Genomic DNA, 19466 nt, shown 5'->3' on the forward strand with positions numbered 1-19466 from the left:
TATTAGCGTTATTGTTGCTATAAATAAAGCTCAAATCCAGTTTCAGATAACTCTCTAAAAAATATAAAACGTTCGCATTGAATTTCAATAGAAATTGCGCTTAATACTTAGAAATGGCACTTATAACCAAAAAAGGAGTTCTTATAAGACGTTTATTTGCTCACCAAAGCTTTCAAGCTCTGCAATAAGTATTGGATTAAGTCTAGTATATAGGAATGAATTTTGTGTAAGAATTACGTTATTAGTTGCTTTTTATCCGATTAAGATTAGTTCTTCGGGCTGGTTTTATTTAAATTAATGATGAGCTATAAGACAATTGGCTCACCTACTGTTGTAGAGAGCCATTTTGGAATAAAAAAATTAATGGTTAGATTTTTGGAGTATATCCATAACGGATTGTTTCCGTTTGTTCTAAATGAATTTGGGTTACCGCAGGTTGGGTATTGGCAATCACCTGACCATCACGAACCGAATAACGTACAGGAACTTGACGGCGCACGGCATCGAAGCCATTTTCTGCAGGTAAAATCAATAAACTAGCGCGTTTTCCTTCACTAACGCCATAATCTTGCAAGTTCAACGTACGTGCGCTGTACTCACTAATCAGTTTCAGCCCATCATTGATTTGCTGGTAACCCATTAATTGGCAAACATGTAACCCCATATGCAGGACTTGCAGCATATTAGCTGTACCAAGTGGGTACCAAGGGTCAAAAACATCATCGTGGCCGAAGCAGACATTAATATCTGCGGCTAGCATCTCTTTCACTCGCGTAATCCCACGGCGTTTTGGATAAGTATCAAAGCGGCCTTGTAAGTGAATATTCACTAGCGGGTTAGCCACAAAGTTAATCCCAGACATTTTTAGCAGACGAAATAAACGGGAAGTATAAGCGCCATTGTATGAATGCATCGCAGTAGTATGGCTTGCCGTGACGCGAGAACCCATCCCCTGTGCATGTGCTAGCGCTGCGACAGTTTCCACAAAACGGGATTGCTCATCATCGATTTCATCACAGTGGACATCAATCAAACGGTCATATTTTTGTGCTAAAGCGAACGTTTTATGGAGTGATTCTACACCATACTCACGAGTAAATTCGAAATGTGGAATAGCACCAACGACGTCGGCTCCAAGGCGTAGTGCTTCTTCTAACAAGGCTTCGCCATTTGGATAAGACAAAATACCTTCTTGTGGAAAAGCAACAATTTGCACATCAACCCAAGGCGCGATTTCTTGTTTTACTTCTAACATCGCTTTCAGTGCGGTTAATGTTGGGTCTGACACATCCACATGGGTGCGAACATGTTGAATACCATTGGCAATTTGCCATTTAAGGGTTTGCCACGCGCGGTTTTTAACATCCTCGTGGGTAAGCATCGCTTTGCGCTCCGCCCAACGTTCAATGCCTTCAAAGAGTGTTCCAGACTGGTTCCAGCTTGGTTGCCCAGCGGTTTGAGTAGTATCCAAGTGAATGTGTGGCTCAACGAAGGGCGCGGTCACCAAACCACCTTCACCGTCTAAGCTGTTTGGCAATATTTCGCCTTCATGTTGTGGAAGGATAGCTTGAATTTTTTGGTTTTCGATATCAATACGCCACAGCCCATCACGCTCGGGTAAACGGATATTATGGATATGTTTGATAGTATGATTAAGCACGGGTCATCTCCGAATCAGTAGTATGGCGGCGATTTAATAATGGGTTAAGGATAGCGTAACATAATGCACCACCCAGCACGGCATTGACAGGGACAATACCGGGTAACCAGTTACCTGCGATAACCCCAGCGGCAACAGCGATTAATGCACTGATGTTGACATCACGCATTTTACTGCGGTCAAAGGTTTCATAGCGGTGACGGTACATGAGGTAGTCTGCGATGATAATTCCACCAATAGGAGGAATAGCCGCTGATAAGAAAGTTAGCCAGCCGACAAAATTATTATATAGCCACAGTGCGCATAGCGTTCCTACCAGTCCATTGACAATGGATAAGGTTTTGCTGGATAAGCCGGTGATATTGGCAAACCCCAAGCCTGACGCGTATAGGGCGTTATCATTAGTTGTCCAAATATTTAGACCTAAAACGATAATTGCGGGTAATAGTAAACCTTGAGCAATCATCACATCAGAGATATCTGCCATACCTAATGATGCAGCGCCAGCGGCGCCAAAGATAAACATCAATGAGTTACCAAGGAAAAAGGCAATAATAGCGACAAGTACTGCAATTTTAGGTCTTCGCCCGAAACGCACAAAATCGGCCGTTAATGTTCCTGCACTCACAAAAGAGCCTACCACCATGGCTAAAGCAAGGTTAAAATCGATGGGTTTTGCGGGTACGACAGCCTGCAATGCACTCATTCCACCCATATCAGTGATAGCAAGGTAAACGGAGTAACTACCGAGTATCGCAATGGCAGGAACAGCAACGATTGACAGAACTGTAAGAGCAGAAATACCAAAAAACACAGTAACGGTCATTAAGACCCCGGAAATACCAATTAACCAGTTGATATCCCAGCCTGTTGCTTTACCAACAGGAATGGCAAACATCGCAACACCGACACCAAACCAGCCAACTTGTGTGCCGCCTAATAGGAAAGAGGGGAGCCATGAGCCTTTAATACCAAAAGAATAACGAGCAAGAAGGTGAGTGGTTAAGCCTGTTTTAGAACCAATAAAACCAAGAAATGCGGTGTAGATACCAAGAAGAAGATTACCGATAAGAACTGCGAGGAAGAAATCATGAAAATCAAGACCGGTACCGAGAGCGCCTCCGGTCCACATACTGGCGGAAAAGAACGTTAAACCTAGCATCACAAAGGTTAATGCTAGTCCGCCTTTCCGCGCTGATATGGGCACGGGGCCATGGCTATAATTTTTATCGTCAGGCACGATTGTCTCCAGTTATTTTTTTCAGGCCAAAAAAATCCGACGCATTTTATAGCCATCAAAACAAAAAGCAAACGTTTTCGTCAATGATTTAAAATAATTAATGTATTCAAGAATAATTTTATTTATGGAATTAAAAGTAGAAATAATAGATAACTTAGGGTTTAAATTGCCTTATTTTTCAGTAATTCAATGCATTCTTGAGCACCACGTTTAAGCACATGACCTTGCAAACATACCGCGTGAATAGGCAGTTTGAAGCCATTTGGGGTATTTTTAAACTCAAGGGGTTTTAGTGAGCCATCGTTCAATTTATCTTTAATTAGTGACAAAGGGAAATTTCCCCATCCCATACCACTCTCGACTAAACCGAGAGCCAAAGAAAAACTGTCTGTTTTCCAATAATTACTGGAAACTAGAATGCGTATATCACTCAATTCACGTTGGCGGCTCGCAATAATAATTTGCCGGCTTTCAACAAGGTCTTCGATATAGAGCGATGTTTTATTTTGTAAAGAGGGATGTTTAGCCGAAATGGTGGCAATAATTGATTCTTCGCCAATATAATGAAATTGCTCTTGAGAATTAACATTTAAACCGCCAAAGACAATCGCAAGGTGAATTTGTTGTTCATGTAATAACGGTAGAAGATCATCTTGAGGTGCGGTAATCAGTTCAATATGCAGTAAAGGATAACGCTGGCTTAAAATATGAAGAGCATCAAAGAGTAAATTGGCATTGATACCTGCTGCAATACCAATGGTCAATTTACTTTCGACACCTTGGGTCAACTCTAAAGAAAAAGTATTGAGTTGTGATAAATTAGCCACAATATGCCGTGCATAGGGCGCTAATGAAAGTGCCTTTTCAGTGGGCTTAGGCTCCCGAGTGTGTCTATCAAATAGTTCAAATCCAAGTTCAGCTTCTAGATTCGCCACGGCCATACTGACCGCGGATGGCACGCGTTTCAATGCTCTAGCCGCCGCAGAAAATGAGCCTTTATCTAACACGGTGAGAAAAATCGTTAGGTTGTCACTATTAAATGGCATTATTCACCTTTCAATAAAACTGATAGAAGCTGACTTTTATTATCATTGAATTATATTTATTTTACCACCTTGTTGATAATGATATTTTTGGAGGTGGGAAAATGCAGGGGATTAAACGTAAAATTGTTTTTGTCACAGCTTATGAGGTTATTGGTTGGTTAATTTCAGCGTTGGCATTGGCTTTTCTTTCTGGTAATTCAGCGGAAACAACAGGCCCATTAGCTTTAGTCATAACGACTATTGCAGTGAGCTGGAACTTTATTTTCAATACCGCATTTGAATATTGGGAATCAAAACAAAAATCACGCATTAGAACCTTTAGGCGCCGGTTTGTACACGCCATATTATTTCAATTAACGTTGGTGATTTTTTTAATTCCTTTAATTGCATGGTGGTTATCAATTAGTCTTTTACAGGCGTTAATACTCGACTTCGCCTTAATTATTTTTATCCCAATTTATACTTTCTTTTTTAATTGGGCATTTGATAAGATTTTTGGATTACCTAAATCTGCCTTACCGCAAGAGAATAACGCCACATCATAGAAAAGTAAGAAAATTATCGAGTTTCCTTCCGTACTAACATTGTGCAGAAGGAAACTCGAATCACACATATTATTTTAATAACCTAGCCTTAACGGATTTCCCTTTAATTTTTCCTTGCTGTAAATGCTTCCAAGCTTGTACGGCAACCTCACGTTTGAGTGCGACGTAGGCATGGGTAGGGTGGATCACAATCTTGCCAATATCGGCACCATTGAGGCCAACTTCTCCGGTTAAAGCACCTAAAATATCTCCAGGACGTATTTTGGCTTTTTTACCGCCATCAAGGCATAAGGTCATCATTGTCGCTTCTAACGGAGTGACTCGTAAACCTGTCGGTTCGGTTTGCCAATTAAGCTTCATGTTTAACATTTCTTCTAGAGCATTGGCTCGTTGGGCTTCTTCTGGCGCACATAAACTAATTGCTAAACCGCTTTCACCGGCACGTGCAGTTCGGCCGATGCGGTGAACATGCACTTCAGGGTCCCATGATAATTCATAGTTAATCACCATTTCGAGGGCTTTAATATCTAACCCGCGGGATGCGACATCCGTAGCCACTAATACACGGCTACTTCCGTTAGCAAAACGCACAAGAGTTTGGTCACGCTCACGTTGTTCCATGTCACCATGAAGCACTAAGACACTTTGTTTGCTGGCTGTTAAGGCATCATAAACGGCTTGGCAATCTTTCTTAGTATTACAGAAAACGACACAAGAAGCGGGCTGTTCACGGCTTAAGAGCTTTTGTAATAATTCAATTTTTTCGTGACGAGCGACTTCAAAAAATTGTTGTTCAACTGCGGGGAGTTCATCAACACTATTGATTTCAATGGTTTGTGGGTTATTTTGAATTTGCTGGCTAATTCGTGCAATTTCTTCTGGCCAAGTGGCTGAAAACAATAATGTTTGTCTATTAATTGGTGCGTAATCAATTATGGTCTCAATATCTGGCATAAAGCCCATATCGAGCATTCTGTCTGCTTCGTCTAAAACTAAAGTTTGCAATGCATCAAGTTGTACTGTTTCACGATTTAAATGATCAAGTAAGCGCCCCGGTGTGGCAACAATGATATGTGCTGCATGTGCAAGGGAGTCGCGTTGTACGCTGAAAGGCATACCACCACAGAGTGTCAAAATTTTGATATTAGGGATCGCGCGAGCTAAACGGCGCAATTCATTGGCGACTTGATCTGCCAGTTCACGAGTTGGACATAAAACTAATGACTGAGTTTTAAATAATTTGGCGTCAATATGTTGTAATAAACCCAGACCAAAAGCCGCAGTTTTGCCGCTGCCCGTTTTAGCTTGTGCTCGGACGTCTTTTCCGGCAAGTATAGGGGGAAGAGCGGCAGCTTGGATCTGCGTCATGTTTAGGTAGCCTAACTCTTGCAAGTTAGTGAGTTGTTCCGCAGAAAGCGCATTTAGGTCAGCAAATGAAGTCACAATACAATCTCAAATAGAATAAAAGGCATAATAGCGCTAATAATACTATTCCTACCTTACTCTGTCTGTTTTTAATTCGTCATTAATGTAGAATCCGGCTATCACTGATATAGTTCAAAATTAAATCAACAGGAAGTAATGAAATGGAAAATTTGCAACAGCGGCTAATTAATTATCGGCAGCACTTAGAAAGTGGTGAATTGAAATTTGCTTATGAGTATTTGATTAAAACTATCATGCAAGTAAAACAATATATTGCAAGAAATCCAGATACAGAATTTAAGTGTGGAAATGTATCCCCAGGCTATTTGGATTATACCTATTTTCCATTAGTTAATAGTTTTTTGACGGCAAGAAAACTTCGATTTGGACTCGTGCTAAATCATAACACGCTAAATTTGGAACTGTGGTTAATGGGGCAAAATGCAGCCGTACAAAAAGAATACTGGCAGAGTTTGAAAAATAGCCCTTGGAATCTGGATAAAACTGAAATGCCACAATACAGTGTGTTAGCAATCAATTTACTTGTTGAACCTGATTTTACCGATAAAGATACACTATTTATGGATATTGAAAAGACAATATTTCCAGTTATGGAAGAGGTTATTCAATATCTTGAAAGTAGCAAATGATGTTTTGGAAATGTCGATGGCTTTTAGCACCACTTAAAAGTGGTGCTAAAAAGATGGGGGTATTCAATATTGATGTCTTAGATAGGACCTAAATTTGTCATTACAGCATATATTAGAGCGACAATAGAAATGGCTATCCATGTGAAGACTAACGGCCAAATAAATCTCACCCATTGTGTATAAGGAATTTTTGCCGTTGCAAGTACAGCCATTAAAATTCCAGAAGTTGGGTTAATACAGTTAACAACCCCTTCTCCAAGCAATACAGTTTGCACTGTCGTTTGGCGAGTGATTTCTAATAAATCGCCCATTGGCGTGAAAATAGGTACAAGCACTGCCGCTTCACCAGAACCTGATGAAATAAAGAAGTGCATAATTGCCGCGGTTGCGAACATGGAAAGGGCAGATAAGGTCTTCGGTAAGCCATCCATCATTGAAATAATGGCATTAACGATGGTATCTAAAATCATCCCATCAGATAATACGATAGCAATAGCGCGTGCCATACCAACGATAAACGCGCCACCTACCATTCCCGCACAACCTTTTAAGAAGCCTGTTGCAATGGTATTAGGAGACATGCGGTTTAAAATACCCACGCCAACGCCTAAGATGATAAACATAGCCATCATCTCTTTTTCTCCCCAGCCCCACTCAACAGCACCGAAAATAAATCCGACTAAGCAGAATGCGCTATAGGAAAGAGTAATGACATGCAAAGCTGAAATTTTAGAGGTTTGGTGTTCGTCGGTATTAATTTCAATCTCAGGACGAACCATGCCTTTATTACGACATTTCTTGGTATAAATCGTTAAAAATAGAATACCCGCGATAACAAATGCAATATAAATAGCCATTCTAAAACCGAGGCCGGATAACAACGGGACGTCGGCTAAACCTTGAGATAAACCCACTGTCATTGGTGCCATGATTGAGGCATTAAAGCCCGAATAAGCCGCAACATAGACTAAAGCAGCACCAAATTTGTCGTCCATTCCCACGGATTTAGCGACTAAAAGACCAATAGGAACAAATGCAATAATTGAGTTAACGACAATCCCTGTTGTCCCTAAAATAGAAAAAACGACAAAGAATATACTGATTAGTAAAAAGTCATTAAGTCTTTTACTGCGCGAGATATTATTGAGTACTTTTTTGATGGCCCCAGTTTCCTCAAGAAGATGTAAAGCACCTCCAGTGAAAATAATCAAAAAGATAATAGGAGCAGCTTTGATTAGACCATCAGCAATTGAGGTGAAAATTTGCCCTGGCAAAATACCGTGTTGTTCTGGTAAGCGCTCATAACTACCGGGAATGGTATAAGAACTAGATACTTTTGTTTCTATACCATCTTTTACCATGGTGATGACTTTTGTTTCTGATGCATATTGCCCCGCAGGAACGATCCACGTTGCAATACCTGCCAATACTAAGATGAAAAACAAAAGAACATAAGGGTTTAGACCTTCAGAACGTTTTTTAGGTGGTGGTGTTGTTGTGTTTGTTGACATCGTTGTCATAGAGTTTCCTATTGGATTATTATTTATTGTGTAATGCGTTGTAATACATTGAAAAATAACTGTGCACGTTCTGTGAGTGACGGTATTTCTAAGTATTCTTTATCACTGTGCTGGTATCCACCAATCGGGCCTAACCCATCTACAGTGGCCGTTTCGACACCTGCAGTAAAAGAGGCATCAGAGCCACCACCCGTCGAAACATCAAGTAAATCAATGTTTAGTTGCGCAGCTTCTTCTTTAATGATGTTGATAAGAACGGTGCTTTCATCCGTTTTAGCCATAGGTGGGCGATTAATTCCGCCTGTTAAGGTGAGTTTGATGCCGTCTAATACTGGTGTACTACATACTTCCCTGACTTTTTTATCGATCTCAATACCCTGTTCTTCAGACGAAATACGGACATCGATTTCTGCTCTGGCATTCGGAGCTACAGTATTAACAGAGGTTCCACCAGAAATTAGGCCAACGTTAACGGATAGGCCTTTATCATGAGCAGAGAGTGCGTGTAACATTTGGATTTTATATGATAATTCCTGAATTGCACTAATGCCTGCTTCGGGGGCAATACCTGAATGAGAGGCTTTTCCTTCAATATTTAATACATAAGTTCCAACACCGCGGCGAGCGCTCACTATAGCGCCATTGGCACGAGCAGGCTCCATCACAAGTGCGTAGCGCTTTCCTAATGCACATTGTTCGATGACACCGCGAGATGAAATAGAACCAATTTCTTCATCACAATTGAGGAGGATTTCAATATTTTTGTAGCGAATATCTTGATTATCATAAAGTTGCTTCATGACTTGATATACCATGACATGGCTGCCTTTCATATCAATCACGCCAGGGCCATAAGCTCGATCACCTTCAATGCTAAAAGGACGTTCAGCAACGGTGCCTTTAGGAAACACGGTATCTAAATGCAATAAAATTAATATATCAGCCTTTATTGAAGGGTGATATATTCGATAATTATTGCCGAGTGATTCATTTTCAATGATTTCGACTTCGAACCCCATTTCGCGATATTTTTCACACCAGACAGCAGCGTGGTTATCTACACCTTCTTTGTCATAAGAGCCTGATTCGATATTGACTACTTTTTCAAGTAGCTTAAGCATACTGTCTTCATGCGCTAAAAAACTATTATTCATGGTTGTTTCCTTATATTGTATTTACTACAAAATTAAGTTGTTTTTATTGTGGTAAATTTAATTTTAGGTGATATCAAAACAGGGTGTATATTAAGTTAAATTTATCTAATTCAGATTTTCACTAAATTAAACGCTGCTTTCATTAAAGGTAAAAAAACAAAAGAAAAAGGCAGTGTTAAAATTTGCTAATAATAATTGCGATTTTTTTTTGATTCTCACTGTTTGTATTATGGGAAATAAATACCATAAATTTTTATGCTCTAGTGAGTCGTACCACAGTAAAGGATATAAGAAGTACCAATACTTGATAGTTGAATCATAGGCATTTTTTGACTGTATCATAATAAATAATTTGTATACAAGATGATTATTCACTAAAAATACAAACCCATTTAGAGAGTAATTTTATGGGGATATATAAGATGGAATACATTGCTGATATTGTTCGAGCAAGTTTGAGTTTCTAATGAAAAATTCTGTATTAGGCTAAATTGAGATTCTTTAAGAGAGTGTGATTAGAATAATTTATAAAATATATAGTGGTTATGCGTTTTTCTAATAATTTAAATAACGATAGCAATTCATTTTTCATAGTTTGTAATATTTAACTGTGTTTTTTTTAAACAAAAAAGTCAGAGTGATTAAATTAAAAACAACTCAGTCAAATTTAGTCTCTGTGCTTTTCTTATAAATAGCCTTTGAGCATATTATTGCTTGATAGTCACTCTTTGGCGTATTAATTGTATTTTTATTCATCGACTTTTTCTGTCTTCTAAGCGATATAGCTCATTGCAAGAAATAATGTGAAAGAGAATAAGTTTCTCTTATATGGCTGTTATGCAGTATGAAAAGAAGCCAATTAGGCGTAAATACTAAGGTGTATGTTAAATTAACGACAAAATACCTACCAAATAATTACATTACGTGATGAAAAATTTAACTTGCATAGAACATTTATTGTTTTATTTTAGTGGCTTATGTGGTTTTTACTGGGTAATTGATTGTGAAGAATAAACAAAATAATGATATTGTGACGGCTAGCTCATTTATCAAAACTTAACCAACAGCATGAATTTAAAGGCTATTTATTCTTGAATAGAAAAATTTTCTCTTAATTTGAAAAAAGGCACCAATTTTTAGAAAAAATTTTCTATTTCCCTGTGGCATATTTCTTTTAGCAACAAATATAAAGATATCATTTTTACTTTACTATATTGGGTTTTAGATAATGACTAAGAATATTGCTACAATTTTAATTCATGGTGGAAAGCAGCAAGATACTGTTAATCATGCTATTTTTCCTGCTATTACAACAGCCAGTACTTTCGTTCAACAAAGCTTAACAGAGCATGGTGAATATTGTTATTCACGTTGCAGCAACCCAACACGTTATGCATATGAAACCTTATTAGCTGAAATTGAAGGTGGAAGCTATGCAACAGCGACTGCATCCGGTGTGGCTGCTTCAAGTTTAGTTTTAAATTTATTACCAAAAGATTCACATATTATTGCAATGAAGGGTGTTTATGGAGGAACTTTTCGGTTATTTGAACGAGTTTCAACCATTAATAGCGGTCACCAAATAGACTATGTTGATTTGAATAATCTTGATGAAGTTAAAACAAAAATAAAAGATAACACACGCTTAATTTGGATTGAAAGCCCAACTAATCCATTATTAGAATTAGTTGATATTAATGCTATTTGTTCACTTGCCAAAGAGCATAATATTTTAACTTGTGTTGATAATACATTTGCAACAGCTTGGAACCAAAAACCATTAGAATTAGGTGCCGATTTAGTGATGTTATCGGCAAGTAAATATATTGGCGGCCATTCCGATTTAATTGGTGGTGCGGTGATCACCCAAAGAGAAGACTTAGCCAGCCGCCTTGATTTTCTAAAAACCACCCTCGGAGCAATTGCTTCTCCTTTTGACGCCTACCTTGCTTTACGTGGATTAAAAACATTAGCATTACGTATGGCAGCACAATGCAGTAATGCCGCACAAGTTGCGAAATATTTATCAAAACACCCGAAAGTTGAGCAGGTTTATTACCCTGGATTACCTTCGCATCCTCAATATGAATTATGCAAAAAACAAATGCGTACAGGAGGAGCGGTTGTGACGATTAAATTAGCAGGGGATATTGAAGACACCAAAGTCTTTTTATCTAAAGTTAAATATTTTGTTTTAGCGGAATCATTGGGGGGGGTTGAAAGTATGGTGAACCATTCGGCAACCATGTCACATGGGTCGATGACAAAAGAAGAAAGAGAAAGTATCCAAGTATTTGACACCACATTACGTTTATCCGTAGGTATTGAAGATATCACAGACTTATTAAATGATTTAGAAAACGCACTATCTTAATTTATTAAAATCAAAATAAAATATAATAAGAGAGCATCTAATGAATGATTATGGGATTTGGACCATTGTCACGCCAATGGTGACGATACTTTTAGCCATTTTTACACGACAAGTTATATTATCATTATTACTGGGGATATTAGTTGGTTTTACCGTTATATATGATCACAATATATTATTAGGTATAAACGGAACGCTCGATGGCATTATTAATACGTTTGCATCACCGGGAAACACAAAAACAATTCTATTTATGGTAATGATTGGCGGAATTATGCGGCTCGTCGTTGTTACTGGTGGTGTGCGTTCATTGGTTAAATTATTAACAAATAAAACAAAGTTAATTAAAAATAAAAAAGCTGTTCAATTAATGGCGATGATTATTACATCGTTAATTTTTATTGAAAGCTCTATTAACCAATTAATTGCTGGAGCATCAACAAAAACATTAGCGAAGAAATACGGAGTTTCGCCAGAAAAAATGTCCTACATTGTGCAGACTTCCTGTGTATCAGTGTGTTCATCAGCCATGATTAACGGATGGGGAGCGGCAATGATGGGGGTTATTGGCGTACAAATATCTAAAGGTTTAATTACTGGAGAGCCTTTTGAAATTTTAGCTGGCTCAATGGTATTTAATATCATGGCGTGGTTTTCCCTCGCTTCAGTGCTGTTTTATATTTTCTCCAATGTTTCTTGGGGGCCAATGAAAAAGGCGGATTTACGCGCAGAGCAGCAGGCTTTAACTTTATTATCCGCGGAAGAAGCTGAGCAGGATGATGAAGATATTATTGAGCACCCTAATTGCCATACTTCTCTTAATTTCTTTATCCCAATTTTATCAACGGTATTAATGGTACCTGTTGCGCTTTATATCACCGGTAATGGCGATTTTAGTAAAGGTAGCGGTTCAACATCGGTATATTGGGGAGTCATGTTTGGAACTTTAGTCTCTTTTGTGTGGTTCTTAGCACGTCGTGTACTTAATATTGAGACTTTCTTTAAAGAATTATATATCGGCTATGCCAGCATGGTAAAAATTAGCTCGGTGATGATCCTCGCTTTTTTAATGGGAACCGTTTCTTCAGATTTAAATACCGGTGCCTATATAGCAGAAATCACCTCGGGTGTTATTTCGCCAGCTTTCTCAATAGGTTTTATCTTCTCAATTAGTGCGGTGATGTCATTAGCAACAGGAACATCGTGGGGAACATTTGCCATTATGATCCCAATTGGTGTGCAATTAGGACTTTCAGTCGGAATGCCTGTTGAATATATGATTGGTGCAGCCATTGCAGGTTCAATTTACGGAGACATGACATCACCAATTTCCAGTGATGCAATTGTGGCTTCTATGGCAACAGATTGTGACCATATTGAGCATATTCGTACCCAAATGCCTTATGCAACAGTCACGGCCGCGTTTGCGCTGATGGTTTATCTGTATTTAGGTTTCACATATTAATAAAGTGAATAAAATAATAAAGATTAGGCAAAATTAGCTGCAATAAATAAAATAGATTTATTTCAAGGAGTAGCACCACTAGCAAAACTAAATAATCATTCAGAATATTTAGGTCGTGATATTTACACTGATGGTGCTCTTGTTATTTTTGCTTGTTCTGAAATCAATATAGCAACAATTAAAATAGACTTCTGATAATGCGATTTTATTATGAAAATTAATACCAAGGTTATTCATGGATATCCCATGACAGATAAATATACCGGAAGTTCTTCTATTCCGTTATATCAATCATCCACATTTTCACAAGCCAATATTGAGGAAAGTTACGACCATATTTATTCGCGTTTTTCCAATCCAACAAGAGATGCATTAAGTGAGGCAATTTGCGCGATTGAAAACGCGAAATTTGCTGAGATTTTTTCATCAGGAATGGCAGCAATAAGCGCAGTATTACTTAATTTTAGTCAGGGCGACCATATTGTTGCCTGCAAAAATATATATGGTGGCTCTTTCCAATTAATGACTGAATTTTTGCCACGCTACGGTATTTCAGTCACATTTGTTGATGCGACTAATCCAATGAATTATCAGCAAGCAATAATGGAAAACACCAAAGCGTTTTATATTGAAACGCCATCTAATCCAACGTTACAAGTGACGGATTTAAAATCTGTTATTGGGATTGCGCAGCAGCATAATATTATTACTATCTGTGACAATACCTTTATGACGCCGTTGTTATCAGATGTTATTTCTCTTGGAATTGATTTTTCTATTAATAGCGCAACTAAATTTATTAATGGCCATAGTGATGTGATCTTGGGGACGGTAGCAACGAATAACCCTGAATATGCGAGGTGGTTACATAAGTCTGCAGTTGCTATTGGCAGTATTGCTGCACCATTTGATAGCTGGCTGACAATGCGAGGTTTAAAATCAATGGCAATGCGGGTTGAACGAGCAAGTGAAAATGCGCAAAAGCTTGCAGAATATCTGAATGAGCATCCAAAAGTACAACACGTTTTTTATCCTGGGTTAGCTTCGCACCCAAATCATATCATTCATATGCAGCAATCTAAAAATGGCGGAATGGTGGTTTCCTTTGATTTGGGTAGCTATGAAAATGTAAAACGATTTTTAGACGCGGTTCGTATTCCACTCGTTGCAGTCAGTTTAGGGGGAATTGAATCAATTATTTCCTACCCTAAAATGATGTCCCATGCTTGTATCCCTGAAGAAGGGAGATTACTGCAAGGCGTAACGGATGGGTTATTGCGTTTCTCACTGGGCTGTGAAGATATTGATGATTTACTTGCTGACGTCGGTTCTGCTTTATCGCAAATACAGTAATTAGGCGACTATCAACGTATTTTAATTCCTCAGTGGCACTAATCACATGCTAAGAAAGTACCAATAATATATTCAAGCCCTCTAAATAATCAGATTATTTAGAGGGCTTTTACTTCACAAAATAGTTATTTGAACGATATAAAACTAAAGACAAAGCTCTTTATTCGCTGGATTTAATTTAGCGGCTTGTTGGATATGTCTTAAAGTTTCAGTGGCCAATAGTGCGGAAGCTTCATAAAATGCATTTCCGCTTTGCAGTTGCATTTTCTCTAAATAGCGATAGACCCAAGGTAGAAAATGTAATTCTAGCAATTCGCGTAGTAGTTCTGGTTTATTTTCAATCACCCAGGCGGTGAGAAGAAATAATAACCCTACATGATCTTCTGGCTCTTTTTGGTTTAATTCAATATTGATTTGGTTATTACGGAGCCATGCTCTTAACTCAAGTGTCGAAATACCAAAAATAACATTTTCTTTATCAAGATAAACAGAACCCCAAGGTGGTGCTGGTAATGCATAAGGACCTATAAATAAGCGTTGGTAGGCTTCTTGTAATGTTTCTGATTCAGAAAGACTATCTTGAAAGAGTTTATCAATACGTTGGCAATCATAATCCTGAGTAAATGGCCACTCAGTTAACCATTCGCTCGTCGTAAATAAATCAATTAACTTATTTACGCGTGCATCAGAAGGGTCATAATAAAATAATGCCCCTAAAGTTTGCGCGCAAAGCGAAAAATCTGCCAATAATTTTTGTTCCATATTTGTCCACATTGCTATGTTGATGATGACTCTTTGGTGTGATCGTAGCGAAACATGAGATTGTTGTCGATGATAAGAAAGTCATTAACCTTCTTATCATCGTAAAAAACAATGAATTAGTCGTTAGCCTGCAACAGCCATACCCACCGTCATATGCAGCCCGTAGAAAATGCCTCTACCAATCAATTCACCAAAAATCACCAATAATACGGCGACTAGTAGCCCAATAATTGAAGGGTTTTTCATTTTAACATGTGGGTAAATCCAGAAAGCTAGCCCCAATGTTAAGCAAACAGTACGCCATCCCATCAGTGAGGCATAATCAGGAACAAGCTCCGATGCTTTTTGTACCGAACTTTGGATAGATCCTAATTCAAATCCTTGTGCCGTTACCAAAATACTGCTCGCAATAACCGCAACAATACTGATTAATATAAAAAAGCGGATGTTATTGATATCATAACTTGCTATACGCAATAAAAATGCGGCAAGAACAGGCCCTGCAATAAAACTGGTTAGGATAAATTGCAAACTACCATAGTGATTAAACCAAGTTGGGACGGTATCAATTTGGTAAACGCGAGATATGGCATAAATAAATATTGCCGCACAAATGATAGTGACGATTAACCAAATATTGCCGACAGACTTGGGCATCTTCTTTAATAATGACAATAACCAATATATCCCACTTAAGGCAAAGAATATTGAGCCACTGACTATTTCGTTACTGAGCGCTGAATGCCCAACACGTATCATCGAATTAAAGGCACGCATCGGTGAGCCCATATGTAGCATGGAGAGTAAAAAGCCAACTCCCATTAACACCCATAAACCAAACATGCTCATCACTATTTTATGATGCTGTTCTTGCATGGGTTTCATTAACAATACCAGAGCCATGAGAATAAATGCGCCAGCAACACTTTGACCTATAACGGTGAAGAAGATTAACGGATATTCATGTAAGCCTGCGCCCATTTTAAACTTCCTCCGGATTAGCTAAATAACCTGTGGTGTCGCCCACAGGACGGCAATTTGCATTGAGATTTAATACAATATTGGGTTTGGTATAATGTGCTGCTGGTAGCGGTGCTATTTCATTGATTGTTCCGTATTTCTCACGTAACTCTTCAATGGGCCCAAAATCTAATGCACGTAGCGGGCAAGATTCAACACAAATGGGTTTTTTACCTTCAGCCACACGTTCATAGCAGCCATCACATTTAGTCATATGCCCTTTGACTGCATCAAACTGTGGTGCACTATAAGGGCATGCCATATGGCAATAACGGCAACCAATACAGACACTTTCGTCAACAACGACAAAGCCATCTTCACGTTTATGCATTGCGCCACTTGGGCAAACTTTAACGCAAGCAGGGTCTTCACAATGGTTGCATGAAATAGAGAGGTAATAAGAAAATACATTTTGATGCCATGCGCCATCTTGCTCTGTCCAGTCGCCGCCTGCATATTCATAAATACGACGAAAATGAACATCAGCGGATAAGTTTTTAAAATCTTTACAGGCGAGTTCACACGTTTTGCAGCCCGTACAACGTTGTGTATCAATATAAAAACCATATTGTTGTGACATACCGGGCTCCTTATAGTTTTGCAATTTCAACTAAGTTAGTATGCTGAGGGTTTCCCTTAGCAAGCGGTGAAGGGCGTTGAGTTGTGAGGACATTAATACACCCGCCTTGGTCTACTTTTTTGCCAAACATATCGGCATCTAACCAAGCCCCTTGTCCCATAGCCGTCACCCCAGGCATGATCCGCGGAGTCACTTTAGCTGGAATATGAACTTCACCTCGGTCATTGAAAACTTTGACCATATCACCCTGCTTAATACCACGCGCTTTGGCATCTATTGGGTTAATCCATATTTCTTGGCGGCAGGCTTGTTTTAAGATATCAATGTTGCCATAACTTGAGTGTGTTCTGGCTTTATAATGAAACCCTGTCATTTGTAATGGGTATTTTTTATTAAGGCTATCGGTATGGCTTTCAAAGCCTTCTGTGTAAATTGGTAACGGATCAATCACATCATCTGGTGCTAATTGCCATGTTTTCGCTATCTCAGCTAGGCTTTCAGAGTAAATTTCTATTTTTCCTGAAGGTGTTTTCAGTGGATTAGCTTGAGGGTTATCTCGGAAGGCTTTAAATCCAATGACATGCTCATCTGGGCATTTGTGCTTGAAAATACCCACGGTTTTCATTTCTTCATAAGTTGGCATATCAGGGTAGCGTTCGCGACTTTTTTCACATAAATATTTAACCCATTCGTGCTGGCTGCGGCCTTCGGTGAATTTCTGTTCGACATCAGGGCCTAAGCGTTTAGCAATTTCCGACAAAATTTCATAGATGGGTTTACGCTCAAATTTAGCGCTAGTCGCTGGTTGGCCTAAGATCATGTAAGACATGTTTCCTGCGGACTCGCTAGGAATAAGATCTTCTTGCTCGGTAGGCATTAAATCAGGTAATAAAATATCGCAATATTTTGCTGATGCCGTCATGAAATGGTCGATACCAACAATCATTTCGCATTTGCTGTCATCTTGCAAAATTTCATGGGTACGGGCGATATCACTGTGCTGATTTATCAATGTGTTACTGGCATAGCACCATAAGAACTTAATGGGAACATCTAATTTATCTTTCCCTTTGATGCCATCGTGAATGGCGGTCATTTCTGTGCCGCGTTCAATCGCATCAGTCCATGTGAAAACGGAAATTTGTGTTTTGACTGGGTTATCGAGCATTGGGAACCATTCAACACCTGAATCATAGGTGCCTTCACGACAGCCTGAATTTCCGCCACTGATACCAACATTACCTGTGATAATGGCTAACATGGCAATTGCTCGAACGGTTTGTTCACCATTTGAATGACGTTGAGGGCCCCAACCTTGAACAATATAAGCGGGTTTCGCTTGGCCTATTTCACGAGCTAACTTAATGATTTTATCTGCTGGAATACCTGTAATTTTAGCGGCCCACTGTGGTGTTTTAGCCACACCATCAGCACCTTGGCCTAAAATATAGGCCTTATAGTGACCGTTTTGAGGAGCAGAAGCCGGTAAGGTTTTTTCGTCATAGCCAATACAGTATTTATCCACAAACTCTTGGTCTACCATATCCTCAGTGATAATCACATAAGCTAATGCAGCTGCAAGTGCGCCATCAGTACCAGGGCGAATAGGTAACCATTCATCTTCTCTACCAGAAGCTGTGTCATTATAACGAGGGTCAATAACTATCATGCGCGCATTCGAACGCTCACGTGCTTGTTCGACATAATAAGTCACACCTCCACCACTCATACGAGTTTCGGCTGGGTTATTACCAAACATCACAACTAGTTTTGTATTTGCGATATCGTCGGGGCTATTGGCTTCTTGAGAACCATACAGATAATTCATACCCGCACGAATTTGCGCAGTACTATAACTGCCATAGCGGCTCAGGAAACCACCACATGAATTCATTAAACGGTAGGGAACATTCGAATTGGTGATATTACCGCCATCAACGCCAGTGCCATAGAGAACATGCACCGCTTCATTGCCGTAATTTTGCAAAATATCGCGCAAACTATTACCAACGGTATCTAGGGCCTCTTCCCATGAAATTCGGACAAATTTGCCTTCACCACGTTTACCCACACGTTTCATTGGGTACTTTAATCTATCTGGGTGGTTCATTCTTCTACGGATTGAGCGGCCACGCAGGCAAGCTCTTACTTGATGATTGCCATATTCATCTTCTCCTGTGGTATCAGATTCAACCCAATATACTTCATCGTCACGAACATGGAGACGTAATAGGCAACGGCTACCACAGTTAACGGTACATGAGCTCCAAACGGCTTTTTCTTCAGCGGATGTTGAGTTTTGAGTGTTATCGATTGCTTTTGCATTGAAAGGAAGTGATAAACCGCCTACTGCAGCAAATAAACCGCCTGCAGCGCCAGATTTCACGACATTGCGCCTTGAGATAGGGCTATTTAATAATTTATTTTTTGTATTCATTGATATGAGCCTTTATGACCATATTAAATATAATGTTATTCAAGGGTTATCTTACTCTGACATGTTTAGTTTTTTTTGCGCCATATCAATGAAGTTATATTTGCAAAACTGGTAACTTTTCTATAATAAATAAATTATATTGATAATTAATATCATCTTAATATCATCTTAATATCATGAATAAAAAGGATTTTTTATTTTCCTTGCTGGAGATTGAAATTTTAGAAATGTTAAT

Annotated in this window: 15 protein-coding genes; 5 read left to right on the forward strand and 10 right to left on the reverse strand. The window is 38.9% G+C overall.

The window, feature by feature from the left end:
* Window positions 1-367: 367 nt before the first annotated feature.
* From PZ638_RS05605 to PZ638_RS05615, 3 genes are all read right to left on the reverse strand, one after another.
* Complete coding sequence (locus tag PZ638_RS05605) at window positions 368-1660, reverse strand: cytosine deaminase (RefSeq protein ID WP_181488294.1); 1293 nt, start codon at window positions 1658-1660, stop codon at window positions 368-370.
* The gene (gene codB / locus PZ638_RS05610) at window positions 1653-2900 is read right to left on the reverse strand and encodes a cytosine permease (protein ID WP_004262339.1); all 1248 of its coding nucleotides are present in this window, start codon (window positions 2898-2900) and stop codon (window positions 1653-1655) included. The genes PZ638_RS05605 and codB overlap by 8 nt, the downstream gene beginning before the upstream one ends.
* A gap of 161 nt (window positions 2901-3061) precedes the next feature.
* Window positions 3062-3946 (reverse strand): LysR family transcriptional regulator, encoded by an 885-nt coding sequence (locus tag PZ638_RS05615; RefSeq protein ID WP_112307331.1) that lies wholly within the window; start codon window positions 3944-3946, stop codon window positions 3062-3064.
* A gap of 101 nt (window positions 3947-4047) precedes the next feature.
* On the opposite strand from PZ638_RS05615, the gene PZ638_RS05620 reads away from it, so the two are divergent.
* On the forward strand, window positions 4048-4491 hold the full coding sequence (locus tag PZ638_RS05620) for a PACE efflux transporter (RefSeq protein WP_004262335.1): 444 nt from the start codon (window positions 4048-4050) through the stop codon (window positions 4489-4491).
* A gap of 69 nt (window positions 4492-4560) precedes the next feature.
* On the opposite strand, the gene dbpA is transcribed toward PZ638_RS05620, so the two are convergent.
* A complete protein-coding gene (gene dbpA, locus PZ638_RS05625; protein WP_144140651.1) occupies window positions 4561-5934 on the reverse strand; it encodes an ATP-dependent RNA helicase DbpA in 1374 nt (457 codons plus the stop codon).
* A gap of 143 nt (window positions 5935-6077) precedes the next feature.
* On the opposite strand from dbpA, the gene PZ638_RS05630 reads away from it, so the two are divergent.
* Window positions 6078-6566 (forward strand): DUF7000 family protein, encoded by a 489-nt coding sequence (locus PZ638_RS05630; protein ID WP_094961316.1) that lies wholly within the window; start codon window positions 6078-6080, stop codon window positions 6564-6566.
* A 77-nt stretch (window positions 6567-6643) separates the two neighbouring features.
* On the opposite strand, the gene PZ638_RS05635 is transcribed toward PZ638_RS05630, so the two are convergent.
* Together PZ638_RS05635 and PZ638_RS05640 are read right to left on the reverse strand one after the other, a co-directional pair.
* The gene (locus PZ638_RS05635; protein ID WP_226617030.1) at window positions 6644-8086 is read right to left on the reverse strand and encodes a YfcC family protein; all 1443 of its coding nucleotides are present in this window, start codon (window positions 8084-8086) and stop codon (window positions 6644-6646) included.
* A 23-nt stretch (window positions 8087-8109) separates the two neighbouring features.
* Window positions 8110-9240 carry a M20 family metallopeptidase gene (locus PZ638_RS05640; RefSeq protein ID WP_144140649.1) on the reverse strand — a complete coding sequence of 377 codons (1131 nt, stop codon included), beginning with the start codon at window positions 9238-9240 and terminating at the stop codon, window positions 8110-8112.
* A gap of 1228 nt (window positions 9241-10468) precedes the next feature.
* Here PZ638_RS05640 and PZ638_RS05645 point away from each other — a divergent pair.
* The 3 genes from PZ638_RS05645 to PZ638_RS05655 all read left to right on the forward strand — a co-directional run bounded on the left by PZ638_RS05645 (window position 10469) and on the right by PZ638_RS05655 (window position 14432).
* Window positions 10469-11614 carry a trans-sulfuration enzyme family protein gene (locus tag PZ638_RS05645; RefSeq protein WP_164455246.1) on the forward strand — a complete coding sequence of 382 codons (1146 nt, stop codon included), beginning with the start codon at window positions 10469-10471 and terminating at the stop codon, window positions 11612-11614.
* A gap of 40 nt (window positions 11615-11654) precedes the next feature.
* Window positions 11655-13079, forward strand: coding sequence for a Na+/H+ antiporter NhaC family protein (locus PZ638_RS05650; RefSeq protein WP_094961319.1), 1425 nt, complete (start codon window positions 11655-11657; stop codon window positions 13077-13079).
* A 246-nt stretch (window positions 13080-13325) separates the two neighbouring features.
* Window positions 13326-14432: a trans-sulfuration enzyme family protein gene (locus tag PZ638_RS05655; protein ID WP_197739529.1), complete on the forward strand. Its 1107-nt coding sequence runs from the start codon at window positions 13326-13328 to the stop codon at window positions 14430-14432.
* Between the two features lie 144 nt (window positions 14433-14576).
* On the opposite strand, the gene dmsD is transcribed toward PZ638_RS05655, so the two are convergent.
* From dmsD to ynfF, 4 genes are all read right to left on the reverse strand, one after another.
* A complete protein-coding gene (dmsD, locus tag PZ638_RS05660) occupies window positions 14577-15194 on the reverse strand; it encodes a Tat proofreading chaperone DmsD (protein WP_164455248.1) in 618 nt (205 codons plus the stop codon).
* A 123-nt stretch (window positions 15195-15317) separates the two neighbouring features.
* The gene (locus PZ638_RS05665) at window positions 15318-16175 is read right to left on the reverse strand and encodes a DmsC/YnfH family molybdoenzyme membrane anchor subunit (protein WP_272674021.1); all 858 of its coding nucleotides are present in this window, start codon (window positions 16173-16175) and stop codon (window positions 15318-15320) included.
* A gap of 1 nt (window position 16176) precedes the next feature.
* Window positions 16177-16794 (reverse strand): DMSO/selenate family reductase complex B subunit, encoded by a 618-nt coding sequence (locus PZ638_RS05670; protein ID WP_096863216.1) that lies wholly within the window; start codon window positions 16792-16794, stop codon window positions 16177-16179.
* Window positions 16795-16804: 10 nt separating this feature from the next.
* On the reverse strand, window positions 16805-19231 hold the full coding sequence (ynfF, locus tag PZ638_RS05675; RefSeq protein WP_241098282.1) for a selenate/tellurate reductase subunit YnfF: 2427 nt from the start codon (window positions 19229-19231) through the stop codon (window positions 16805-16807).
* Window positions 19232-19466: the final 235 nt, after the last annotated feature.

This window comes from Providencia hangzhouensis (genome assembly GCF_029193595.2).
In the GTDB taxonomy this organism is placed as follows: domain Bacteria; phylum Pseudomonadota; class Gammaproteobacteria; order Enterobacterales; family Enterobacteriaceae; genus Providencia; species Providencia hangzhouensis.